The organism is Myxococcus sp. CA051A, assembly GCF_013336705.1.
Classification (GTDB): domain Bacteria; phylum Myxococcota; class Myxococcia; order Myxococcales; family Myxococcaceae; genus Myxococcus; species Myxococcus llanfairpwllgwyngyllgogerychwyrndrobwllllantysiliogogogochensis.
In genome coordinates, this window is sequence record NZ_JABUMS010000009.1 from 488,244 (window position 1) to 512,669 (window position 24,426).

Consider the following 24,426-nt stretch of genomic DNA (forward strand, 5'->3'; position numbering starts at 1 on the left):
CAATTATCCGCCACCATACAGTATCAAAACCCAATGAAACAGAGGGGAGCCCTGATGGACACAAACGGACACAATAACCACACAGCGTCGTGTCCATTTCACTTCGTGTGGTTTTCCTGGAGCAAGACAGAAAGACGCGGAAAGCTGTCAATCGAACGCATCTGTCAGGGATATCTGAACTTGGCGCCGGACGCCAACCGCGGCCCAGACGCTCTTCGCTGTCTAGGATGACCCGCACGCAGTGTTGAAGGCGCGAAGCGTCACAACGCCTTCTTCTGAAATCATGGTTTGATTTGAAAGCGGCGCGAGTGTTGCGCTGACTTGAAGGACTGCCCCACCGGCACTGCCGTATCAATCAAGTCGTCCGTTGCCTTCTCAAGCCCCTCGTTTTTGTATGCTGTCGAGAACTGACCGTCCACCGAGGTCGCTAGTCGGCCCTGCGGGGCTCCCGCATCCGGTAGAGGGCGCCGGCGGCCGCGAGGGCAAAGGCCGCGGTGGCCGCAGCGGCGGGCCAGCCGAAGAGCGAGACGATGGGGCCGGCAATGGCCGTGCCGAGACTCCCGCCAATGAAATAGACGACCATGTAGACGCTGTTGAATCGGGCCGGCTGCAGCGGATCGATGTTCAGGACCCGGCGCTGGTTGGCGACCTGGGCGGCAAACAGGCCTGTGTCGAACAGGGCCAAGGCCAATAGCATCCAGGGAGCGAAGCTCAAGGCGGGCGCCATCGCCAATGTGCATGCGAGGGCCAGCGCCAGGCCGGCGAACACGACCGGGCGGCTTCCGAACCTGTCCGCCAGTTGTCCCGCCGCGCGGGTCGCGACGATCCCCGCCACGCCTGCGAGCGAGTAGAGGCCGATGACGGTCGGCGACAGGTTGAGCGGCGGCAAGGCGAGCGCCAGAGACAGACCCATCCAGATCAGGCTGAAGGCAAAAAACCATAAAGCCCCGGACACGGCCGCCGCGCTCAGTTCAGGGGAGGTCCACAGCAATCGCGGCATGGCGACCAACGTGGCGAGGTAGGGTTGATCTCGGTGTTGAGTCGCGCCCGGAAGAATGACCCTGCTCCCCGCCGCGCAAACCAGGCAGGCGCCGGCCACGATCACCAGCATGGCGCGCCATCCAATTCCATCGGCTAAACCGCCCCCGACCGCCCGGCCAAGAAGCACGCCTGCCGATATCCCGGCCGTGACGCCTCCCAGCGCACGTCCCCGCGTTTCGATTGGTGAGTGCTTGCCGGCCAGGGTGCTCATCTGGGCGCCGGTGCTCGCGCAGATCCCCGAGATCAGGAGAGCTATGCCAAAGGCGTAGACGTTCGTGGCGAGGGCGGCGAGCGCGAGGGACAGGCTCAGGACAGCGAGTTGGACGGACACCAGCTGTCGGGCGGGATGGCGATCCACCAGGGGCACCAGAAGCGCCAAGCCGAACATGTACCCCAGGATGGGCAGGCCCGCCGCCGTGCTCGTCGTCGCGAGCGACGCGCCGAGATCGGCGGCTATGCGGGTTAGCTCCGGCTGGACGACGTAGCTCGTCGACGTGGCCACGCCGGCCGCTGCCGCGAGGAACAGGACGCCTCTTCCACCGAGGCATTCGAAGCGCGAGTCGCCATAAGGGTTCGCTGAGGTCATGCTCGCGACGCTAGGCGCGGCGCCATGATGCGTCTGGCGAGATTCGGGCCTGACCAGAAGCGCGCGCCGTGCGCAGCAGGACGTTCGACTTCGACGTGTTCGCCTGCGTGAGGTGTGGAGGCAGGCTCAAGGGTCTTGGCGTACGTGAAGGGGGCCCCCGGGGCAGGCGGGTGCCCCAAGGAGGCTCACGCGGCCTGTCCTCCGGCAGGGAGCATCTTTCGGGCGGCCCCGTCTACGGCCCTCCTCCGCCCCTCTGCTCCCTCCCTCCACCTCAACCGCGCCCCCTTCCCTCTGATGCGCGTTCGTACCCGGCGGGAGCTATCCGCAGTCCGCGCTGCAGTCGTAGGGGGTCTCGGTGGGACCACAAATCCCATTGCCGCAGATGTCGCAGTCCGCCGGGCAGGAGAAGATCTCCTCGTTGTAGCCGCAGACTCCGTCGCCACACGAACCGCAGTCATAGGGGCACGAGGTCGGGTTCTCGAGTGGGCCGCAGGAGGCATCTCCGCACCGGGTGCAGTCCGCGGGGCACGTCAGCTCGCTCTCGAATCCGTTGCAGACGTTGTCGCCGCAGGAGATGGCGCCCGCACGGGCCACGTGCATGTACGTGTTCTCTCCCTCCGAGACCATGGTCAGGGCCAGGTGTCGATACTCAGACCACACGCTGTAGCTGTTCGTGTTCCGGGTGTCCTCGTCGTCGGTGAAGATCTGTCCCTTCGCCGTGCCGAAGGTGAAGCTCTGCGCCGCGAAGACGCCATACTCGAACCCCAGGTCCGGAAGGCTCGGTGCGGGCGTGCTGGGGTTGCCACCCCCATGGAACAAACAGAAGAACATGATCGTATCCCCGGCCGCATTGCCGTTGGGCTGGATGCCGCCTGAGTTCGCGTTCCTGTTGTCTCGGTCTTCGTTGTCGAAGAATCGAGAGAAGTACCAGGAACCCGGGGGGCAGATCTCCCCCAGCATCAGCACGGCATAGGCGCTGCGCGTGGTGGGGTGAGTCTCAAGTGGCTTGAACTTCGCCCCATCGACGCGGCAGAACCGGAAGGTGGTGTTGCGCGCTTCATCCAACTGGGTGCTCCCCACCCAATCCCTCAGATAGCTGGCCGCGCGGCTGTCTTCGTTGTCCATGTGCATCCAGAGGGCGGGCGCGGAACTGGGACAACCCGCGGAGCCCGCGAGGACCCCCACATCTTGATTGAACAGCGTGGCGACGGCGGGCTCGAGCTTGGAGGACAGTGGCTCCTCCGGCGTGGAAATGTCTGTCTGCCCACAACCCCATTGCAAGGTGCACAAGGACCAGACCGCGAGACTCCGAAAGAGACGGCGCATGACTCTCCCCCCACTGAATAACTCTTGTCATTCTGTTGAGATTATCGACTGGGTCAACGGCTTCCGCGGATTGTGCAGCATGGACGTCTCGGCCAGGGTAGAGTCCAGGGGATGAGCCCATTCAGGGTCACGTCCGTTTCCATCGGGTCCGAATGGGTCGAGGCCGGAGTGAAAGATGGAGGAGACGCTCCGCTCCCCGTCTGGAGGGTGGTCGACTTCGCCAGGGATGCCGGCGAGAGGTACGCCAGCAGCGACGTTCCGTTCTTCTACCTGGTGGGCCCTGGGGGCGCGTCGCGGACGGTCGCCTCGATGGAGTTCGTCCGCGACTACCAACCAGCACCATCTCCTGCCGCGAAGCCGTAGCTCTCGCCGTCAGCACCCATCTGCGCGCCACCGCCACCAGTCGCTCCACTTCCTCGCGTGGGCGGCGGCAGCGGGACGAAGTGCACCTCGTCGTCACCTGGATGCGCGACTGGATGGCAGCGATGGGCTGGAGGCGCGCTCGCTCCGGGCCGTGGACCTGGACCTCGTGTCCGAGGGCTCGGGCCATGTGACGGCCTTCGTGGCGGGAGGCATCGTGAAGGTGTCGCTGGACTCGTCTGGCAGCGTGGACCCGTGGGGCAACTCCTCCCAAGCGCGACATCGATGGGGACGGTGGTGGACAGGTCATCTGGCACTGACGGCGGTCATACCGTGAGCCACAGCGCCAGGGAGGCGTGCCCCAGGCGCGATGGCCTCGACTCTTGAAATGAGCCCCCCGCACCCCGTCAATGCCAGTGCAGGCAGGTCCCCTGGGACAACCGCGCAACAGGTGTGACACGAACTGCATGCGGAGCTTTTCAGCCTGGTGCAGCCACGCGACAGGGCCGCCACGCCCACGGCACCTATCAGGACGGCGGCGTGCTGGTCCGGCGCGCCTGGGATTGTCGAGTCCGGCGCCCGCCTTCGCCTCGCGCGCCGAGTCCCTCGCCGACAGCGTCAGGCACACCCCGCCGTGGAAGCGCTCCGGGAACGACGCAGGCCACACCGGTTCAAGACACTGGGCAGCCGTTCAGGCGCAAGGTCGGATCGTCGTCCAACGTGTGAGGGACTCGATGGGTTCGGTTTCCGCAGCCTCCGCCAGGTGAGGCCCGACACGCTCATCGGGTGGCCTGACACGGGCCAGTCCAAGCCATTCCACCACGCGCTCCCATACCTCGAGCGTGAGCAAGAGTTTGCGCTCGCCACGATGGCCTGGATGCCAGGTAGCCCGTTCAAATGAGTTGAGCCACCCTCAGTCTTTCCATCGCGTCAAACCACACTTGTCCGAAATCGGACTTACGACTAAGAGGGCCGAGGGCCCTGTTGGGGGAACTGGTTCGAGCGCGCGTCAGGGTGAAATCAGCGACCCGTCTCCTCGCGGCCCTCCCTGTCGCGCGCAAAGGAAATCCTTCATGTATCGTTGTGTGCAAGCCGTGTTCGCCACGGTCCTGTGTATCACCCTGGCGTGTGGTTCCCCTGAAGCCAACCACCAGGATGCGCCGCAACAGACGGGGTCGGAGGAAAAGGCTCTCACCGATCCGTACAATCCATTGCCCGAGGGCATTCGCTGGTTTCAAGGGGCCCGCTTCGCCAGCGGAGAAAACGAGACCGCGAGCTACCTCCATCCAGAGGCCCACAGCGGCTACACCAGCACGTTGAATGGCTGTCCCCCGGAATTCGACGACATCGGATACTCCCTCTTTGGCTACAACTTCACCTGGACCATTGCCGGCACGACCGTCGACATGGGCGGCGTCTGCAAGATCAACCATTCCTTTCCCACGCAAGGCGCCTACGACGTCCGCCTGACGATCACCCACTCGGAGCTCCTGGGGGGCGGGCCGATTCAGACCGCGCAGTACCAGCGGTTCGTGACGATCCGTGACTACCTCGTCGTCAGCCTGGGTGACTCCTATGGCTCGGGAGAAGGGGCTCCGGACGCCGCGGCGCACTGGGGGGACACCGACACGCATCCGGTCTGGCAGAATGCGCGATGCCATCGCTCCTTCAAGTCTCCGGCGGCGCGGGCCGCGCTGGCCCTGGAGTCGAGCGACCCACACTCGTCCGTGACCTTCCTGTCGCTGGCGTGCTCCGGTGCGACCATCCAGCGAACGACCTACGAATATGAGAACTGGGGCGGTAATTTCCCCCTGGGAATCTTCGACGGCTTCGCCACCGCCAGCGACGGGCCGCCCCGCGGTTCGGGAATCCTCGGCCCCTACGTGGGCATCGAGGCCCCGGCCTACCAGCACGGCGCCTGGAATCCCGAGCACTACATGCCCTCGCAGCTCAACCGGCTCGTGACGCTGGTGGGCAACCGCCCCATCGACGCACTCGTCCTCAGCGCCGGCGGCAATGACGTGGGTTTCGGTGACATCCTCCGGTTCTGTGTCGTGCACACGGATTGCCACCAGGGCAACGACGGGCAGGAGCTGCGCTCCAAGGTCGACGTGCTCAAGGCCGCCCTGCCCACGAGCTACGACCTGCTCCAGACGCAACTCAAGCAGGTGGGCCTCGACGTGCGGAGCACGTACCTCATGGAGTATCCGGACTTCGCCCGTGGCAACTCCGGGCAGATCTGCTCCTCCATCCTGGAGGAGACGAACCTCTACGCCGGTGTCGGAGCGGACGTGTCCTACGGGGAGCTGGCGTACCTGGATGGCTATGTCCGGCTGCCCCTGATGAACATGATGCAGGACGCCGCCGAGCGCCATGGCTGGAACTATGTGTCGGGCATCTCCGATGCATTCGCGGGTGTCGGCAGTGGCGTGGGCCACGGGCTGTGCGCCTCTCCCAGCAACCGCTGGGTGAACAACGGCTACGACGCGTCCTCGACGCAGGGGCCGGAGGACAGCGAGGCCGAGACCACGGGCACCGCGCACCCCAACGAGACGGGCTACGCCGTCATGACGGTCTTCCTTCAGGAGAAGATGGACGACACCCTCCCTCCCCTTCCCCGCGTGGGCATCCTGAAGACCCAAGGCGAAGCGCACGTACAAGAGGGTGGCGCCGCCTCCGGTTGGGTCCCTCAGTCCGGTGACATCCAGGCGGTGGCCTTGTCTGGCAGCCGCATCGGCGTGCTGAAGCTCAATGGCGACTTCTACCTGAAGGATGGCGCCCTCACCGCGATGTGGAACCTGGTGACGGGAGACGTGGCCGCCATCGCTTTGTCGGGCGACCGCATCGGCATCATCAAGACAAACGGCGAGGCCTACGTGAAGGAAGGCGCCTGGAACGCCTCCTGGGTCCTGATGAGCGGCGACGTCAAGGCCCTCAGCCTCTCCGGCAAGCGCATCGGCATGCTGAAGCTGAACGGCGATTTCTACCTGAAGGACGGCGCCCTCACCGAGCAGTGGGACCTGGTGACGGGAGACGTGGCCGCCATCGCTTTGTCGGGCAAGCGCATCGGCGTCGTCAAGACGAACACCGAGTCCTATGTGAAGGAAGGCGCCTGGAACGCCACCTGGGTCGCGCTGGGCTCCAACAGCAAGGCCATCGCGCTGACCGAGAACCGCGTGGGCGTGCTGCGGCTCAACGGTGAGTTCTTCCTCAGGGACGGAGCCCTCACCGCGGCCTGGAACCTGGTGACGGGTGACGTCCAGTCCATCTCCCTCGCGGGCAGGCGCATCGGCATCGTCAAGACGGATGGCAATGGGTACGTGAAGGAAGGGGCGTGGACCGGGCTCTGGAACTGGGAGACCACGGCCACCACGCAGCTCGTCCTGGCCACGCCGTAGCTCGAATACCCCCATGAACGGACACATGACACCGAAACGCTTCAGGCCCTCCAACGGGCCCCTTCTCTCCATCTTCCTGTCGCTCTTCGTCGCGTTGGTCTCGACCGAGGCCCTCGCGCAATGCCCCACGGGTTGGTCGACCTGTGGTTTTCCGCTGGGCGGCGCCTGTTACTTCCCAGGCAGCTCCAATTGCAGCAATGGCACCGTCTGCGGCCTGGGCTCCGAGGAGTGTGGTGGGGCCTGCTATCGCCCCACCCTCGAGACCTGCCTGAACGGCATGTATATCTGCAGCAACGCGTACCTCTGTGGCACCTATTGCATGCGCCGGGGGCAGACGTGCCTGGAGGGCAATCAGGTCTGCCCCACGGCCCAGGCCTGCCGGGGGCAGTGTCTGGAGGCGGGAGGCTACTGTCCCACGGACGGCGCCCGCATCGGGATGTTGAAGCAGGGGGGCCAGCTCTACCTGAAGGAGGGCCCCCTCACCGAGCTGTGGAATACGGTGACCGGGGACGTGGCCTCCGTCGCGCTGGCGGGCAACCGCATTGGCATCGTCAAGACGAACGGCGAGGCCTACGTGAAGGAAGGCATCTGGGACGCGGCCTGGGTCGTCCAGAGCAGCGACATCAAGGCCATTGCCCTCGCGGGCAACCGCATTGGCGTGCTGAAGCAGAATGGCCAGTTCTTCCTGAAGGAAGGCGCGCTCACCGGGTTGTGGAATCTGGTGACCGGGGATGTGGCCTCCATCTCGCTGTCGGGCGACCGCATCGGCATCATCAAGACGAACGGCGAGGCCTTTGTGAAGGAAGGCGCATGGAACGCGGCCTGGGTCCTGATGAGTGGAGACGTCACGGCCCTCGCGCTCGAGGGCGACCGCGTGGGCATGCTGAAGAACAATGGCCAGTTCTTCCTGAAGGAAGGCGCGCTCACCGAGCTGTGGAACATGGTGACGGGTGACGTCCAGGCCATCTCCCTCTCGGGCAACCGCATCGGCGTCCTGAAGACGGACAGCCACGTGTTCGTGAAGGAAGGGGCGTGGGACGGTCCCTGGGAATGGGTCAGCTCGTCCGTGACGGCCTTCCAGCTCTCGGGCACGGGCATCGCGGTGCTCGCGAGCAACGGCGAACTCTACGTGAAGGAAGGTCCCGCCACCTCGCTCTGGACGATGGAGAGCGGGGACTGCACCGGGTTCGCGATCACGCCTCGCTAGCGCGAGACCCCGGAGCGATTGAACCTGTCACGGAGCGGGCCGGCCTCCAGCGTGAATCGCCGGAGACCGTGCCCGCTTCGTGGCGCGCCGCGCCTGCTGGAGAAAAGAGGCGCCCTGCCCGCGCAAGGGCCTGAGGACACGCGCCGCAGGCGTACCAGGCGCACTCGCGGCAGTAACGCTAGGGTGTGACGGTAAGGACCGCGGAGCCCATGGCCCCGCCCGACTTTGCGCTGATCGTGGCCCTGCCCGGGCTGACGGCCAGGGCGACGCCGGGTGTGCTCCCTGAGGTGCTGATGGGCGCGACGGTGGCATTGTTCGACGCCCACGCCACCACGCTCGTGAGATCGTGGAACGTCCCGTCAGTGAACTCGCCCGTGGCGGTGTATTGACGAGTGGCTCCCACCACAGCCGATGAGGCGATCGGCGTGACGCGGATCAACATGACCTCTGCCGGCGATACGGTGAGCGTGGTGCTGCCCATGATCGCGCCGTACGTCGCGGTGATCACCGCTGAGCCCTGAGCGATCGCCGTTGCCTCTCCTTTGGTGGAGTCGGCGGCATCGCTGATCGTTGCGTGGGTCGGATCGCCCGAACTCCACGCAACCGTCTCCGTGAGGTCCTCCGTCGACCCGTCGCTGAACGTGCCCGTGGCGAAGTAATTCTGCTTCATGCCCACCGGGATCGTTGCGTTCGCCGGCAGCAGGGAGATCGACACGAGGGTTGCCTCCGTGACCGTGAGAAGCGTCGACCCATTGATGCCGTTGAACGTCGCGGTGATCGTCGACGTTCCTACCGCGAGTCCCTTGGCGATGCCCGTGTTCGCGATGGAAGCGGAGGTCGGCGTGCCCGACGTCCATGTTGCGAGCGTCGTCAGGTCCTTGGTCGTGTTGTCGGTCATCGTCGCGGTGGCGGTGAACGCTTGCGTGGCGCCAGCGCCAATGCTCGGGCTTCCCGGCGTGACAGCGATTGAGACGACCTCTACTTCGATGACCGTGACCTCGGTGCTCCCAGTGACGGTGCCGAGCGTCGCCGTGATCTTCGAGGTTCCGGCGGCGAGCGACGTGAGCAGCCCGGTCGGGTCGACGGTCGCCACGGTGGACGTCGCCGAGTTCCAAACGACTGCGCTCGAGATGTCTTTTGTGCTGCTATCGGCGTAGGTGCCGGTCGCCACGAGTTGCCTCTTCGCGCCGGGCGGAAGCGTTGGCGCCGCCGGCGTAACGCTCAGCGAGACGAGGGGATTGTTGTCGGCAGTCACCGTTACGGCGACGGTCTTCGTCTGTCCTTCCGAGGTCACGCTGATCGTCGCGGCGCCGGCCGCGACCGCGTTCACCTTGCCGGCCGCGACGGTGGCGACGCCGGGAGCGCTGCTCGCCCACGTCGCTGACTCCGTCACGTCTTGGGTCGCCGCGCCATCGGCCGTGAACGTTGCCTTCACGGTCGCGGACGTGCCTGCGACGAGAGAGAGGACGGATGGAGTGACGTCGAGAACGGCCGACGGCAACGCCGTCTCTGAATCCCCGCAACTCGCGCCCCCCACGATGACGAGACTTGAGAGCAAGACCACCGAGCACAGTCGGACAAGAGCGCGAGCAAAGTACATCCGAGAAACCCTATCGCCTGCGAGCCCTCATGCCACGCGCTTTTCTGCCGTCCGTCGGAAGCGGCCCCGCGGTCCGCTCTTCGAGGCCGCCAGGCATGGTGTCCAAACCACGCTCGACGTTGCCCGCGCACCGTCGGGATCCGCGTCAGCGTCCCTCACCTCCCGCTCTGCTCCCGCCCGCCACGCCCACTGTGCGCATTCCAGACGGATCCGCTCGCCCCGCCCCTGCTGGATGCGCTGGGGCGCCGCATGACGTACCTGCGGCTGAGCATCACGGACCGCCGCAGCTTCCGCTGCACGTACTGTTCTCCCGCGTCCTGGGGCGGCAAGAAGGAACTGCTGAACGCGGAGGAGCCGGGGCGCATCGCCAGCATCTTCGCCGCGCTGGGCATCGCGATGTGCGTTCGTACCCGGCGGGAGCCATCCGCGGTCCGCGCCGCGGTCGTAGGGAGTCTCGGTGGGACCACAAATCCCATTGCCGCAGATGTCGCAGCCCGCCGGGCAGGAGAAGAGCTCCTCGTTGTAGCCGCAGACTCCGTCGCCACACGAACCGCGGTCATAGGGGACTGCGCCCCCTTTCTCTTATGCGCTCACGGCGGCTACCCCTTCATCGACTCCCTCCCAGCCGCTGTCTCGGGCTCCACGGTTGCCTTGCCCGCACTGGATGGGAACCACGGCGAAAGGCTCGCGGCCTTTCCTGCCTGGCAAGCCTCTGTTCCACCTCGGGCGCGGGGCGCGACGTGTTCGCTGGTGTGCTATGCCCCAGCGCATGGAAATCTTCCGACTTGCGGATACGGTCGAGTTGAACAACGCATGGCTCGTCGGACTGAGCGTGGCATTGTTGCTGCTCGTCCTCTGGGCCGTGCTCGTGGCCTCCAGTGCGCTGCTGTACCAGGGCATCCGGCTGATGGGTGTGAAGGCGCTGGAGCAGATGGCGGACGCTCTTCGCAAGCGCGCCCGGCTGAGCGCCGCCCTCCTGTCCTTCGTGGTGGTCATCATCGGCATCGCCGTGCTGGGCTTCTCCCTGTGGGCGAAGAAGGATCTGGAGCCCTCCTTCAATGCCTTGCTGGCGGGGGTGACGGTGGAGGGGCTGGCGGCCCTGGGGCGCGGAGCGGGCCTGCTGGTGCTCTTGCTGACGGCCTACCTGGTGTTGGATCGGGCGGCACGCCAGCTCCTGATGCGGCTCGAGCGCAGGATGAACGAGTGGCAACTGAGCCCGGAGCCGAAGGCACATGCCCAGAAGGCGATGGAGCAGGGGCCCGGCTTCATCAAGCTGGTGCTGGCCTACTTCGCGGTGGGCATGGCGGTCACCTCGCTGCAACCCCCGGCCGCGCTCGAGTGGCTCGTTGGCACCACCGTCTTCGTGTTGCTGTGCATCAGCGGTGGGCGCCTGGCGGTGTCCTTGCTGCACCTGATGTCGGTTCGGCTGGTCGAGTCCTGGCGGACGAAGAGCACGGCCACGAAGTACGAGGAGTACTTCATGGCCCTCAGCCGGCTGCTACCGGTGGGGCAGCGGAGCCTGGAGGCCATCGTCTATATCTCGGTGGCGACCCTCATCATCCGTCGGTTCCAGGGCCTGGAGTCCTTTGCTCCGTACGGGCCGGTGCTCATCCGCGTCATCGCCCTGTTCTTCGCCGCCAGCGTCGTCGTGGAGTTCGTCCGGCTGCTCATCGCCCGGGCCTTCAAGGTGGACGGTCTCGACCTGGATGACAAGGCCCGGCGGCGCAACACCTTCGTCGCGCTCATCCAGAGAGCCTCCACGTACCTGGTCTATTTCCTGGTGGGGATGATGGTGCTCAGCGACCTGGGTGTGGACCCCACCCCCATCCTCGCTGGCGCCGGCATCGTCGGTCTCACCGTGGGCCTGGGCTCACAGGCCATCGTCACGGACATGGTCAACGGCATCTTCCTGCTCTTCGAGGACCAGATCTTGAACGGCGACTACATCCGCATCAACGATACCGAGGGCGTGGTGGAGGAGATAACGCCTCGTATCACCCGCATTCGCGATCGCTTCGGGCGCCTTCACATCCTCCGCAATGGCGAAGTCAAGAATGTCATCAATTATAGTCGCGGCTGGACGCTGGCGGTCGTGGACATGGCCGTGGCCTATGAGTGCGACTTGAAGAAGGTGCTGGATGTGATTGGAAAGGTCTGCGAGCAGGTGCCCATGCTGTCGGCAGGCAAGGTGTCCGAGATGCCCAAGCTGTTGGGTATCGAGAGCATGGACGAGAGCTGGATGACCATTCGCATTGAAGCCAAGGTGCAGCCAGGGACGCACTTCGACGTGAAGCGACTGCTCAACCGGCTGTTGTTCGACGCCTTCAACGCCAACGGCCTGGAACTTCCCTATCCCAAGTCGGTGCAATACGAGGGGACCACGGTGCTTCCCGCCGCCGCCGCTGCGTCGCCGGAGGAGGAGCCCCAGGCTCTGGCCGCCTCGCTTCGGTAGCGGCAGGCCGGCCGTTACCCATGGTGCAGGTGTCCTGAGTCCTGCTTCCCTGCTCCGCCAGCACCCGCTGGCCCTCCTCCGCCCCCTACCGCTGGAGCCATCCCTTGATGCGCGCCATCACCTTCTACGAGTACGGCTCACCCCAGGTCCTGAAGTGCGAGGAGCGCCCCGTCCCCACGCCGGGCGCCGGCCAGGTCCTCGTGCGCGTGCGGGCCTGCGCGCTCAACGCGGCCGACTGGCACATCCTGCGCGCCGACCCCTTCCTCGCGAGGCTCGCGGTCGGACTCTTCAAGCCCCGGTACAACGTGCTCGGCTGCGACCTGGCCGGCGTGGTCGAGGCCGCGGGTCCCGGCGTCACGCGCTTCAAGGCCGGAGATGAAGTGATGGGCGAGCTGGGCAGCAGCAACTGGGGCGCCTTCGCGGAGTACGTCTGCGCGCCCGAGGGCGTCCTCGCCTCGAAGCCCGCGAGCCTCGGCTTCGAAGAGGCCGCCGCGGCGCCGCTGGCCGGCGTGACAGCGCTGCAGGGGCTGCGTCGCGAGGGTCGCCTCCAGGCGGGCGAGTCCGTGCTGGTGAATGGCGCCTCCGGAGGCGTGGGGACCTTCGCCGTGCAGCTCGCCAAGGCGCTGGGCGCGAAGGTGACGGCGGTGTGCAGCGCCCGCAACCAGGAGCTGGCCCGCTCGCTCGGAGCCGACGAGGTCATCGACTACGCGAAGGAGGACTTCACGCGCGGCGGCCAGCGCTACGACGTCATCCTCGCGGCCAACGGCTACCACCCGCTGAGCGCCTACGAGCGCGCGCTCGCGCCCGGCGGCCGCTACGTGATGACAGGCGGGGCGGGAAAGCAGATGGCGGCGGCGCTCCTGCTCGGGCCGCTGCGCTCGCTCGGTGGTCGCAAGCGCCTGGGCTACCTGACGATGAAGAGCAACCTGGACGACCTGGAGTACCTGCGCGACCGCCTGGCCGACGGCTCCGTGCGCTCCGTCATCGACCGCACCTACCCGTTCGAGGAGCTGCCCCAGGCCCTCGCGTACCTCGAGGAGGGACACGCCCGCGGCAAGGTCGCCGTCCACATGTCCTGAGGAGGTCCCTGCCTCCCATGACGGCGCCTCCTTCCGTCCCCGTGGAGCGCAGCCCGTCGCGTCGACGCCCTGACCTCCTCCCTCCGGCTGGGATTCGAGAGCAGGGCGAGCAACCGCACGCGAGTCATCCCGGCTTCGCACCGCGGTACCCTGCACATCCGCGCGAGGCGCTGCCCGGAGGCTCAGGAGAAGGGGAAGCAAACGCAGACATCGCCAGAGCATCGACCATAGGCGAAGCCCGCCTCGATGCACTCATTGACGCAATTGCCAGAACAATAGGACAGCGGCTCCGCGGGCGCTGCGACCGCCAGCGTGGCTCCGAACGACACAGCCGCCCCCGTGACAACGGCAAGCAATACCTGAACAGCCTTCTTCGCGGAACAGAGCATCGTCCCCTCCCAGGTTGGTATGACAGCGGCTTCCAACTCGCTCACGGCTGAAGCGCCTCAAAGGATAGCAGGTCGTCCAGGTCCTCTGTTCCGCATCTCAAGTGACGCCTCCGTCCCACCTGCCAACGGCGACATCCCCACACACCAGGTCGACGCACCGCACCACGGCCCGAGCCTGGAGGACAGCTCGGTGCCGCGTTGAATCACGAGCGGCGGCTCGTCAGGTCAGGAGCTCAGAAGCGGCCCCCCAGCCCCAACGCCATTCCACCCTGAGACACCGCCACCGACGGAAGCACGCTGACCTCCGACGGCGCTGGTGTCGCGCTATTGGCGGCATGAGACAGCTCATACCCAATGAAGGACCCCATGATGGGGCCCGCCAGGGCGGCGGTAGCGGCGATTGGGAGACGAGCGCCCTCGTTGAGGCTCAAGAGGCGCCAACAGGTCCAGGCTCCCGCCACACACCTGATGGGGGCGCGGCCTGGGCAGGCGGGTGCCCCGTCGAGACCCTCGGCCGCATCGAGGCAGGGGGCACAGGGGCCGGAGGTGGTGCCCCAACAAGGAGGGTGTCGACAGCGCGGAGGAGAGTCGTTACAAAACCGCCCGTCGATGCACGATTCCCTTTCCGCCACCCAGGCGAGCATTGCCGAGCCCAATGCTGTCATCCGAATTGTTCGAGGCCATCGTCCAGCATGATCTGGAGCGTGTTCGTGCGCTGCTGGTTCGCGGTGCAGACCCCAATCTGCCCAGGGAAGATGGCTGGCGACCCCTGCATGTCGCCATCGGCCAGATGGGCGTTGGGGGAACGATTGACTTCATCAAGCTGTTGATCGAGCACGGTGCGGACGTCAACGAATGGGATGCCCATCATCACGAGACGCCGCTCCTCAGCGCCATGGAACCTCCGGAGCTGGAGGTCGCACGGGTGCTTCTCGAAGCAGGCGCGGATCCGAACGTCCGCAGATCAACGCATGAGTCACCTTTGCAGCTGGCCGTAGAACATGAGCATCCGGAGCTCACGGCGCTGCTCCTGCGCCATGGTGCTGGACGAACGATGGACGAGTGGGGAGGACTTCGCGGATTGACGCCGCTCGGCATGGCCGCTCGTAAGTTCAACGTTCCCATCATCGAGCTTTTGATGGCGGAAGGGGCGGATCCGCGGGCGGTTGATGAGTACAACGAAACCGCGCTCGCCAAACTGCCACCTCGTGAAGAGCACGATCCGCGAACGTGGGACAGGATTCTTGAACTTCTTGGACGCCGACGGTCGTGACGCAGGTACGTGAGGTTCAGACGGAGAGGGACGCTGTCGTCCTCTCCGTACGCTGACGCGCCCGCTCAGGGCCGCGCCTCGCCGGCCAGCGCCGCGCGGTGAATGGCCACCCAGAAGTCGGCGGCCCGCCGGGCCCCTTCGAGCAGCGGCTCCGGGTGCCCGGCCCCCAGCGCCGCGCAGAGCGCCTGGGCCCGCGCGCCGTGCTCCAGGTCCACGTCGAGGTGGACGAGGATGAAGCGCGCCTTCGTCCGCTCCAGCCCGAGCCGCCCCAGCCCCTGGCGGGCCTCGCCGCCCAGGTGCCGCGCCACGCCCTCCAGCACGCGCAGCGCGCCCAGGAAGGCGAGCTGCCGCTCCGGCCCGATTCCCTCCCAGAAGGCGTGGAAGTCGGCCACCTCGCGAGGCGTGTCGGATGAGGGCTCGCGCCCGAAGGCCGCGAGGTCCGCCTTGGCCAGCAGGTAGTGCGACTGCTCGTCCTCCGCCAGCTCCGCGAAGAAGTCCTTCAGCTCGGGGAGCGTGGCGCGCTCGGCCGCGAGCCGCAGCCGGTCTCCGCTGCGCCGCGTGTAGTGGTACATCATGTCGAGGAACGCCACGTAGCGCTCTGGCGTCACCGCCGGCAGCCAGCTCGCGACCTGCCGCGCCATCCCGACGGTGAGCGCCTCCAACTGCTCCTCAATCGACGACATCCTCAGTCCCTCCGGTCCGAAAGCAGCGCGCCCAACGTCCGCCGGGCATGCGCGAGGTGCGGCGCCGCCCGCTCGCGGGGCAGCTCGTCCAGGCGCACCACGCCCGCGTCGAGGAACCCCTCCCCTCCGAGTCCCCGTCCACAGGCGGTGGGCACCGCGCGCAAATCCACCGGCTGGAGCACGCCCCGCGCGTCCCGGGCGAGCGCGAGCTTCAGCACGGCCCCTGTCTGGCACGCCAGCGTGGGCATGATGCTCAGGAAGTTGCCCAGCGAGTACGCGATGAGCCCCATCCGCGCGGGCCCGCCCCGGCGCACCTGCGTGGGGCAGGTGGCGTCCGCGCCGTCGATGGACACCCACTCCACCGGCTGGAGGACATGCGGCGAGGAGCCCAGGAGGACGTCCGCCCCGCGCTCGATGAGCCGCCAGGCGTGCTCGCGCTGGAGGGCCTCGGGCCAGTACTCGTACTCGAAGCCCCAGTGCGGCATCAGCACCACCAGGTCCGGCCCCACCGCGCGAGCGGCGTCGATGAGCGCGCCCAGCCGCGTCCAGTCCGGCGCGTGGAGGGGGCTGCCCAGCCGCGTCACCGGCACCCCGGCGGGCGGCGCCCCCACGAGGTGGTTGATGTCATACGTCACGGCGGCGATGCCCATCCGCACCCCGTCCACCTCCAGGGCGGCCACCGCGTCCTCCGGCCGGGGGCCTCCCACGCAGCGGTGCTGGGAGGAGGCCAGCACCGTCCCCCGGGTCCGCTTGAGCCCTTCGGCGCCCTGGTCGAGCGCGTGGTTGTTGCAGAGGGAGAAGACGCGGTGGCGCGCCGTGCCCTCCCAGGCCGCGAGGTAGTCCGGCGGGGCGTTGTAGTGGAGCGTCTCGTAGACGAGCCGGGGCACGGGCCGCGCCGGGTCCACCGGCGTCTCTAGATTCGCGAAGGCCACCGCGTCCCCCGCCATCACCTCCCGGACGCCGGGAGACAGGGCGCGGTGGAAGCCGCTGCGAATCCACATCATGTCGCCCACGGCGCTCAGCCGGAGCTCCGGCGCGCCCGCGTGCCGCCAGCTCCCCGAGGCGAGGTGCCGGGAGACTCGCGCGAAGTGCTCCCCGGTTTCGGCCGAGCGCGGCTCCGGCAGGTGCAGGAGGCTCTTGGTGAGGTAGCGCAGGTTGAGGTCCCACCGGGACAGCGGCCAGCGGCCGTCCTCGTAGCGGATGTCCGCGTACAGCCGGCGCAGGGCGTTCATGGGCGCTTTCGCTCCAGGGTGACGAGTCGCACGTCCTCCTCCACCACCATGGGGCCGGCCAGGAGGGCCCGCCACATGACGTGGAGGTAGCTGTCGAAGACGGGGGCCCCGCGCGCGAGCAGCTCCGGGCGCAGGCGCGCGTGCAGCCGCGCGAGGTTGTAGCCGGGCACCCGCGGGTAGAGGTGGTGGTCCAGGTGGTGGTTGAGGCCGTTCCACAGGAAGGTGACGAGCCGGGTGCCGCGCACCGTCGTCGCGGTGTGGAAGCGGTCGCCGCGCCAGACGTTGGCGTGGTGGTCGGAGATGGACTTGAGCCCGTTGAGGGGGCTGGCGAAGAGCACCGGCAGCAGCCAGCACTCCACCGCGCCCCCGAGGAGCCCGTGGCCCGCCAGGAGCCAGAAGAGCAGCGCGTAGAAGGCCCCGTAGCCGAGCAGCACCAGCGCATGGCGGCGCAGGCGGGCGGCGTCGAAGTGCTGCACCGGGTAGAGGACGTTGAAGTAGACGAGGCTGAGCGGCAGGCCCAGCAGCACGGTGGAGTAGAAGAGGGCCCACAGCCCGGGCGAGCGGCGGCCCGCGTTGTAGGCGTCAGGGTCCTTCTCGGTGCGGTTCCAGCGGTGGTGCGCGAGGTGGTCGTGCCGCATCGGCTCGTAGGCGATGCCCACGAGCAGGCTGAGCCCGTTGCCGAAGAGGCGGTTCTGCCAGGGCCTCGTGAAGAGGGTGTCGTGCCACGCGTCGTGGTCGAGCTGGATGAGCCCCATGACGGCCTGGGCCGCCAGCAGCCACAGGGGCAGCTTCAGCCAGAAGCCGCTGACATGCGCGAGCCCCACGCCGGCCAGCCCCCACACGCCCAGGTGGAGGGCCGCCATGCCCAGGGCCCGCGCGGGGCGGATGCGCAAGAACTCCACCAGCTCGTCGCGGGAGGGGCCCGGCCCGGCGGGGGCTGCGGGTGAAGTTGAGACGGGGGCGAGGGTGGGCTGCATGGGGCCTTTAGAGGTAGCGGGGGACGCGCTGGCGGTAGCGCGCGTAGGCCTCGCCAAGGCGGGCGGAGAGGTAGCGCTCCTCCTGGAGCACCAGCCCGTGGAACAGCCCCCCCAGCACCGCGCACGCCCCGAGCGTCACCAGCGACGGAGCCCAGAGTGAGGCGCCCACGAGGTACAGGTAGGAGAAGACGTAGATGGGGTTGCGCGAGGAGCGGTGGAGTCCTCTCTCGTGCAGCACGGGCGGGGCCTCCCCCGCGTCCACGCCGATGCGGAACGTCGCGCCCATGCCGTACTGCGCCGCCAGCATGCCCACCAGCCCGAGCACGCCCAGCGCCCAGCCCACCTCCGGCCGAAGGGCCAGCAGGGGCCGGCCCCAGGGCAGCTCGGACCAGCGCGGCCAGAGCGCCGCCGCCACCACCGAGCCAGCCCACACCAGCGAGGCGCCGCTGATGCGCCGCGTGAGGCGCGTGTGGGCGGAGTCGGCCCCGGTGCTCCGGTAGGCCAGCGGGCTTCGGCCGAAGCGCAGGCGGTAGACGAGGCTTGCGCCCAGGTGCCCCAGCAGCAGGTGCAGCGAGATGAAGCCCAGGTAGAGCGCGGGCGCGTCGCGAAGCCCCTTCATGGTCCCACCACCTCCGCCGGAAGGCCGAAGCCCGAGGACGCCCAGCCCGCGAGCTGCTCGGTGAAGTCGCGCAGCTCGCCCCGGGTCCACAGTCCCTCGAACGTCGCCGTGTTGATGTTGAGCGTGTCGCCACAGGCCAGGCCCGTCGCGCCCCAGGTGGCCGTGTGGCTGCGCATGGAATGGATGCGGAAGGGCGCGTCCACGAAGTGCTTGTCGAGCCGCCCCAGGTAGGTCGCCACCAGCGTGTTGGTGCGGGGCTCGGCCACCAGCCCGGGGCGCGCGTTGCGCCGCAGCACGGGCCCCGGGGCGAGCCGCGCCACCGCCATGCACTCCAGCGCCGTCGTCCAGTGCACGCCCTCGTCGAGCACGCGCCGCAGCGCCTCGCGCACCAGCGCCGCCAGGGCGGGCGCGTCCTCCAGCCGGGCGCGGACCTCCCGCAGGGGAAACTCCAGCGGCACCGTCGAGCAGCCGTTGCCCAGCATCCGCCCCAGCCCCAGCATGCGCCGCAGGTCCACCGGCACCCGCAGGCGGATGAGCCCGTCCTTCGTGGGCTCGCGCAGCGCGACGCCCGCCAGCAGCGCGGCGAAGAAGACCTCCGAGGCCTGGACGTCCGTGCGGCCAGCCGGGAGTGTCAGGCGCGCCGTCGCCATCAACGAGCCGCCCGCGGTGTCTCCACTGCGGCGCAGGCCCAGGCCCCGCGGTGCGAGGAGCCGGCGGCGGGGGCTCGCGAGGCCCAGCACCCTGCCCGGCCCGCGCAGCGCCGCGAGCAGCACCTTGCCATCCGTCAGCGTCGAGGGGCCCAGCGGGGGCGACTCCGACGCGCGCCCCGCGCAGTGCAGCCAGAGCCGCTCCAACAGGTGGGCGAGCGCCTTGGCGTCCCCAATCGCGTGGTGGAGCTGGATGGCGAGCAGCCACGGGCCCGGCGCGCCATCGGCCAGGGGGTGGAGGTGCAGCCGCAGCGGCACGTCCCTCGCGAGGTCCACCCGGGTGTTGATGACCCGAGTCACCGCCTCGGGCTCGTCCAGCGGCTCGGCGCCTTCCAGCAGGGCCGCGTCCACCGCCTCGTCCGTGCGCGGCGCGGGCACCCACGCACCGCGTGCGTCGTCCCAGGCCACGTTGAGGCGCTCGCTCTCGCGCACCAGGGCGCGCAAGGCCCCGCGCAGCCGCGCCACGTCGGGCCGCGCGTCGATGCGCAGCAGCACCGTGGCCCAGATGGTGGCCACCTCGCCGTCCAGCCGCGCGAGGAGCGTGTCTACGAAGTTCGCGCGCATCGCTCCACCCATCCGCTCCACAGGGCCCGGGCCGCCTCGCCGTCCAGCCGCGCCCGCCCCACCGCCTCGCGCGCCCGCTCCGGCGCCGGCAGGTGCTGGAAGACGATGTCGTCGGGCGCGTCCAGGCGCGGGCGGAGGCCCGTCGGCAGGTAGCCCGCCGCGAGGAGCACGGGCGTGGCCTCGGCCACCCGTTGGGGCTCGCCCATGGACAGGTGGACGAGGTCCACGCGCGCCCGCGAGGACGGGAGCGCCGTGGCCCCCTGCCCTTCCAAGGCGGGCCCCACCAGCTCCCGCCGTTCGAGCCGCAGGGACTCATTCCAGTCGAGCGGGCGCGGCACGAGGCCCCCAGCGCGAGGGCGGCGCGTAAGCGGCGTCAGCTCCACCGTCCCCGGCAGGCCCGAGGCGGCGAGGATGGACGCGAGCCACTCCCCCCACGGCCCCGCGGGCAGGAAGCGCCGACGCGGAGGCAGCGGCGCGAGCACCGTCGTCATCGCCAGCGCCTGCATCGGCAGGCCCGAGCCCTCCACGCCCACCAGCCTCTCCCCCTCGGTGTAGTCGACGATGAGGCCCACTGGCACGGCCCGCATGAAGCGCGACGCGTAGCGCTGCGCCATGAGGTGCAGCGTGGACGTCTGCTGGTGCAGGAAGCCCACGCGCGCCTTGAGCAGCTCCCGGAGGTGGCTCCACAGCCGCTCGTGCTCGGAGCGGTCCATGGCGGTGCGCCGGATGGGCAGGGCCATGGAGAGCCCCGAGTCCAGGGAGTCCCGCCCCGGCTTGCACCACAGCCCCGTGTGCCAGAGGAGCGTGCCCTGGGCGTCGAACTCCCCCAGGCTGAGCAGGACGCCGGCCCTCCAGAGCCGCGAGGCCCCTCCAGGCTCATGGAGGAAGCGGTAGGAGTAGCTCCCGGCGTAGCGCGCGTGGAGCAGCTCGCGCAGCGCGGGCTCATCGGGCTCCGCCAGCCAGCGGGTGTGCTCGCTGGGCTGGGCGGCGCGAAGGCCGTCAAAAGGGGGGGCGGCGCGTTCCCGGCACATGAAGTGTCAGCAATGCACCAACAGGGCCAGCCGGGAAGCCCCCTCCTTCCGAGGAGATGGGCCCGGCCGCCGCCCCGCGCCCCCGGCGGGTGTGCAGCCCGCTACACAAGGTGGAGTGCTCGGCTGCACAGGCGGCAAGCGCCTGCCCGGCCGTGCATTCCCGGCGCCCTTGGTGGGGCCCGGCGTCACGCGAGGGCGCGGAGAGCGTGGGAGTGATCCGGTTCGATGGACAGGTTGACTACGCCGCTGCTCTTTCGAACTCGGCCGGCGCAGCGTAGCCGATTGCCGAATGCATGCGCTGTTGATTGTAGAAGACCTCATGTAGTTGATCAGCTTCACCTTCGCATCGTTGGCGCGCTCGAAGACTTCTCCCAGCTCGTTCTTCAGCGTACTGAACCAGCTTTCCATGGCCGCGTTGTCGTAGCAGTTGGCGCGTCGGCTCATGCTGCAGACGAGGCCGTGCTGGACCAGAACGTGCTGGTAGTCCGCGCTGGCGTATGTGCTCCCCTCGTCCGTGTGGTGCAAGAGTCCCTGGGCCGGACAGCGACGGCGCAGCGCCATATCCAGCGCCTTGAGCGTCAGGTGCCTGTCGCTCACCGGTGGATGGCCGCCCCTTCGAGGCCGCCCGCATCGCCGGCATCGAGCAGGGCCTTCCTGCTTTCACCATTCCCGGTGAGGAGCCTCGCCGCATTTGTCACGTCGCGGCAAGGGGCCTCGGGTTAGCGGGAACGTCCGCAATTTCCTATAGTGAAGTCCGAAACAGCAATCGTTTGCCTGTCAAGTTCACGAGTCACTCACAACTCACGAGCACACTAATGGCATCGCGCTCAGCTCCAGCCAAGAAACAAACCTCTCGCGTGCAGCGGCAAGCCAAAGGACGAGGCAAACCTGCTCTACCAAGAGATCCCGACAGTCAGCCCTTCGATTATCTTTTTAGGTTCCGAGACCTCATTGCTAGCACGATCGATGCCCACCAGGAAACCATCACGCGCATGGGTGCCTGCTGGTGGGGTTGGTGGAAGCGCCCACAAGAGGACGCTCGCCTAAATATCTGGCAGAGCCTAAGCAAGAAAATCCAAGCAGATCGGGGTGTCTGGGTCGGACTCTTCGACTCTGGCACGGATAAGATATACATGGCCTATGTCGAAAAAATCATCTCGCCCGAAATCGAAAACGACGAATGCATCACCGTCGATGTGCCTGAGGATGAATCAGAGCTCATCCCTAGGTACTATCGAGACAGCCCGTTTAGTCGTGCATGGCTAAGGATCACCACAATCAAAAAATATACCCCCCCGCTGTTCAAGAAATGGTCATACGCAGAGCCGCCACCCCTCCCAAATTATACTCCCAGCCTGCTCTCACGACTAAAAGGGAAAGCCATCATCGATGGGAATGAACTGCGGGCGATGGACACCACCATCTGGCAAGTACGCCTTCGGCAAGGTACTGATCCTGAAGAGACGGTTATCGCCGCCTCATCCGGACCGGCGGCCCCGATCACTGCTACTCCAATTTTGGCTCATGGGGACCATATTCTCCATATTACAGATCCTCATTTTTCGGTAGGCCCCAATCGAAACAAGCACATCTGGCGTCTTGAGACGGAACCAGATGACGGGCGACCAACTCTCGCGCAGCAAATATTGGCAGCGGTTGGCACCAAGAAAATTGGCCTAATTGTAATTAGTGGCGACTTGACATTCTCCGCCCTCGAAGCCGAATTCAGAGCGGCATCAGGCTTTATTTGGACACTGCTCGGCCGATTTGGTATCGGAAGAGAACATGTGATTGTTGTTCCTGGCAATCACGACATCTCCTGGACAAAGACCGAAACATATACGGAAGGAGCAAAACTCGATGTTCCTCCCGCAGCCGCTATCGTGAACTATCAAAACTTCTACAAGGCCTTCTTTGGACACGATCCACACGTAACTCTCTGCATGGGGCGTCGGTACGTTCTCGGTGGCAATTTTCTCGTCGACGTCTGCGCTCTCAATTCAACATCGCTCGCAACCGGAAAAGAGTTTTTGGCAGGAGTCGGCCGAATCGAGGAGCGAGGCTTTACCGAAGTTCGAGAGGGGCTTGGTTGGACATCCGAGTCGGGCTTGGCGCTTAGACTACTGATTCTCCACCACCATCTTGTCCCCATTGAAAACATGTTGCATGAAGCAGAGTACTACAGAGGATTCGGCATGGCACTCGATGCGCCTCGAATTCAGCGACTCGCAAGTGCCGCAGGAGTCCGTTTGGCGCTCCACGGACATCGACATCAGCCATTCCTATGGCAGTCCGAGGTATATGAACTCCCCAATATCGACCTAAGGGGAGAACACCTTGGTCGGATGACCGTTGTTGGCGGAGGAACGGCAGGCTCGGTTGACACACCCGATCAGTTCGCCCATTTCAATCTCCTGCGCATCGGAGCAGGCTCGATCGAACTTCATCCTTTCAGAGCTCGACCAGGGAGTGCCTTTGACCCAGCGCCACTCTGGCGTGCTCCGGTTTCACTGGACAAGGTGTCGGGTCGACTCTGCATTGGCATTTGGGCTCGGACAGATCGCGCTCAGGAATAGATGAGGAGCACCCATTGAAACTCGTAATTACGGATCTTGACAACACCCTCTACGACTGGGTCTCGTTTTTCTCGAAGGCATTCGAAGCAATGGCTGTTGAACTGTCGGTGATTCTGAACATCGATGCAGCCACTCTTTTCAATGAATTCCAGGCGGTTCATCAGAAGTATGGTGACTCCGAATATCCGTTTGCCGTACTTGATCTACCAACGCTTCAGCGGCAACTTGGCTCGTTATCCAGAGAAGAGAAGATAAGATGCCTCGACAAGGCATTTCATGCATTCAACTCGTCGCGTCATAAAGAGCTTCAGCTATACGACGGCGTTGAATTAACGCTGATGAAACTAAGGCAACTTGGAATCCCAGTGATTGGACACACCGAAGCACTAGCCGTAAACGCTGTTTTTCGATTGGAAAAGCTCGGGATCTTTCCTCTGTTTCGCCGACTTTACGCCCTTGAGCCCGCAATCCCGCTGCCGCCCACTAGAGAAATGTTGGTCTTGGAGTCCAGCGGAGTTGTGCAGTCGATTCCGCGCAGTGAACGAAAACCTAACCCTCGGCTGCTGGTAGATATCTGCGAGCGCGAGGGTGTGCCACCCTCTGAGGTGCTCTACGTTGGTGACAGCCTCAGTCGCGACATTCTCATGGCAAAGTCAGCAGGAGTGACTGCGGTTTGGGCGGAATACGGCACGCGCTACAGTCCCAGTCTGTGGAGTACACTCGTCAAGATTACGCACTGGACGAATGAGGATATTGCGCGAGACACGCAACTGCGGCGCGATGCGCGCCAAGTGCGCCCTGATCGGACAATACAGAATTTTTCTGAAGTACTGGGCATTCTGTAGCGTCATCACTATTTCCCTTGAGTGAGAGGCCACGTTTTCGTGGCTCCCCATTATTTCGGTATCCGTCCGGTGAACGCCCTGCCGTCCTGGTTGAGGGCGGCCAGGAGCTGGGCTTGGCGGTGGTCGCAAGCCTGGGCGTGAGCGGGTTGATGGGAGGGAGCCGAGGTAAGCGACCGACGGCCGGCGTCCTGAACCGGGGTGGATTCGTCGTAACCGACCGACGTCGGGCGTCCGTAACCGACCGACAGCGGGCGTCCTGAACCGGGGTGGATTCGCCGGTTCACTCCGGCATGCGACGACCCAATCAGGATGAGTGGACGCAGTTGGTGGAGGAGTTCGAGGCGAGCGAGCTGAGGTCGTGTCCCTATAAGTGTGTAGTCGGCGAGCAGGGATGAGCGTGAAAGAGGGAAGCTCCTCGGTGAAACCAACCGAGACGGTCTCCCCCTGGCAGGGGAGCCGAGGAGTTCCCGCCGTGGACGAT

Annotated in this window: 18 protein-coding genes; 8 read left to right on the forward strand and 10 right to left on the reverse strand. The window is 66.5% G+C overall.

The window, feature by feature from the left end; all coding sequences use genetic code 11:
* Positions 1-427 precede the first annotated feature (427 nt).
* The gene (locus HUA74_RS26960) at positions 428-1,627 is read right to left on the reverse strand and encodes an MFS transporter (protein ID WP_141646673.1); all 1,200 of its coding nucleotides are present in this window, start codon (positions 1,625-1,627) and stop codon (positions 428-430) included.
* Positions 1,628-1,945: 318 nt separating this feature from the next.
* Positions 1,946-2,752: a hypothetical protein gene (locus HUA74_RS26965; RefSeq protein ID WP_174456837.1), complete on the reverse strand. Its 807-nt coding sequence runs from the start codon at positions 2,750-2,752 to the stop codon at positions 1,946-1,948.
* Positions 2,753-3,467: 715 nt separating this feature from the next.
* Here HUA74_RS26965 and HUA74_RS26970 point away from each other — a divergent pair.
* From HUA74_RS26970 to HUA74_RS26980, 3 genes are all read left to right on the forward strand, one after another.
* Positions 3,468-3,650: a hypothetical protein gene (locus HUA74_RS26970; protein ID WP_174456838.1), complete on the forward strand. Its 183-nt coding sequence runs from the start codon at positions 3,468-3,470 to the stop codon at positions 3,648-3,650.
* A gap of 736 nt (positions 3,651-4,386) precedes the next feature.
* Entirely contained in the window at positions 4,387-6,711 is a 2,325-nt protein-coding gene (locus HUA74_RS26975) for a hypothetical protein (protein ID WP_174456839.1), read from the forward strand.
* A gap of 25 nt (positions 6,712-6,736) precedes the next feature.
* The gene (locus tag HUA74_RS26980) at positions 6,737-7,918 is read left to right on the forward strand and encodes a hypothetical protein (protein WP_174456840.1); all 1,182 of its coding nucleotides are present in this window, start codon (positions 6,737-6,739) and stop codon (positions 7,916-7,918) included.
* Between the two features lie 178 nt (positions 7,919-8,096).
* Here HUA74_RS26980 and HUA74_RS26985 read toward each other — a convergent pair whose 3' ends face one another.
* Positions 8,097-9,518, reverse strand: coding sequence for an Ig-like domain-containing protein (locus HUA74_RS26985; RefSeq protein WP_254625262.1), 1,422 nt, complete (start codon positions 9,516-9,518; stop codon positions 8,097-8,099).
* Between the two features lie 802 nt (positions 9,519-10,320).
* On the opposite strand from HUA74_RS26985, the gene HUA74_RS46670 reads away from it, so the two are divergent.
* The 3 genes from HUA74_RS46670 (at position 10,321) to HUA74_RS27000 (ending at position 14,711) form a co-directional block, all read left to right on the forward strand.
* Positions 10,321-11,970 (forward strand): mechanosensitive ion channel family protein, encoded by a 1,650-nt coding sequence (locus HUA74_RS46670; protein WP_305794107.1) that lies wholly within the window; start codon positions 10,321-10,323, stop codon positions 11,968-11,970.
* Positions 11,971-12,077: 107 nt separating this feature from the next.
* A complete protein-coding gene (locus tag HUA74_RS26995) occupies positions 12,078-13,049 on the forward strand; it encodes an NAD(P)-dependent alcohol dehydrogenase (protein ID WP_174456869.1) in 972 nt (323 codons plus the stop codon).
* Positions 13,050-14,093: 1,044 nt separating this feature from the next.
* Positions 14,094-14,711, forward strand: a complete 618-nt coding sequence (locus tag HUA74_RS27000) for an ankyrin repeat domain-containing protein (RefSeq protein WP_174456842.1) — start codon at positions 14,094-14,096, stop codon at positions 14,709-14,711.
* A 65-nt stretch (positions 14,712-14,776) separates the two neighbouring features.
* On the opposite strand, the gene HUA74_RS27005 is transcribed toward HUA74_RS27000, so the two are convergent.
* From HUA74_RS27005 to HUA74_RS46890, 7 genes are read right to left on the reverse strand one after another with little or no spacing between them, the layout of a single operon-like run.
* Positions 14,777-15,394, reverse strand: a complete 618-nt coding sequence (locus HUA74_RS27005) for an iron-containing redox enzyme family protein (protein WP_174456843.1) — start codon at positions 15,392-15,394, stop codon at positions 14,777-14,779.
* A 2-nt stretch (positions 15,395-15,396) separates the two neighbouring features.
* The gene (locus HUA74_RS27010; RefSeq protein WP_174456844.1) at positions 15,397-16,626 is read right to left on the reverse strand and encodes a CapA family protein; all 1,230 of its coding nucleotides are present in this window, start codon (positions 16,624-16,626) and stop codon (positions 15,397-15,399) included.
* Positions 16,623-17,603, reverse strand: coding sequence for a fatty acid desaturase (locus HUA74_RS27015; RefSeq protein WP_174456845.1), 981 nt, complete (start codon positions 17,601-17,603; stop codon positions 16,623-16,625). Before HUA74_RS27015 ends, HUA74_RS27010 begins: the two co-directional genes overlap by 4 nt.
* A gap of 7 nt (positions 17,604-17,610) precedes the next feature.
* The gene (locus HUA74_RS27020; RefSeq protein WP_174456846.1) at positions 17,611-18,222 is read right to left on the reverse strand and encodes an isoprenylcysteine carboxylmethyltransferase family protein; all 612 of its coding nucleotides are present in this window, start codon (positions 18,220-18,222) and stop codon (positions 17,611-17,613) included.
* Positions 18,219-19,493: a hypothetical protein gene (locus tag HUA74_RS46675; protein WP_174456847.1), complete on the reverse strand. Its 1,275-nt coding sequence runs from the start codon at positions 19,491-19,493 to the stop codon at positions 18,219-18,221. Before HUA74_RS46675 ends, HUA74_RS27020 begins: the two co-directional genes overlap by 4 nt.
* Complete coding sequence (locus HUA74_RS46680; protein ID WP_174456848.1) at positions 19,475-20,524, reverse strand: hypothetical protein; 1,050 nt, start codon at positions 20,522-20,524, stop codon at positions 19,475-19,477. Before HUA74_RS46680 ends, HUA74_RS46675 begins: the two co-directional genes overlap by 19 nt.
* A 6-nt stretch (positions 20,525-20,530) precedes the next feature.
* The gene (locus tag HUA74_RS46890) at positions 20,531-21,121 is read right to left on the reverse strand and encodes a DDE-type integrase/transposase/recombinase (RefSeq protein WP_174456849.1); all 591 of its coding nucleotides are present in this window, start codon (positions 21,119-21,121) and stop codon (positions 20,531-20,533) included.
* Positions 21,122-21,657: 536 nt separating this feature from the next.
* Here HUA74_RS46890 and HUA74_RS27040 point away from each other — a divergent pair.
* Positions 21,658-23,100, forward strand: coding sequence for a metallophosphoesterase (locus tag HUA74_RS27040; RefSeq protein WP_174456850.1), 1,443 nt, complete (start codon positions 21,658-21,660; stop codon positions 23,098-23,100).
* 14 nt (positions 23,101-23,114) lie between these two features.
* Entirely contained in the window at positions 23,115-23,945 is an 831-nt protein-coding gene (locus HUA74_RS27045; protein WP_174456851.1) for an HAD family hydrolase, read from the forward strand.
* The last annotated feature ends 481 nt before the right edge of the window (positions 23,946-24,426 follow it).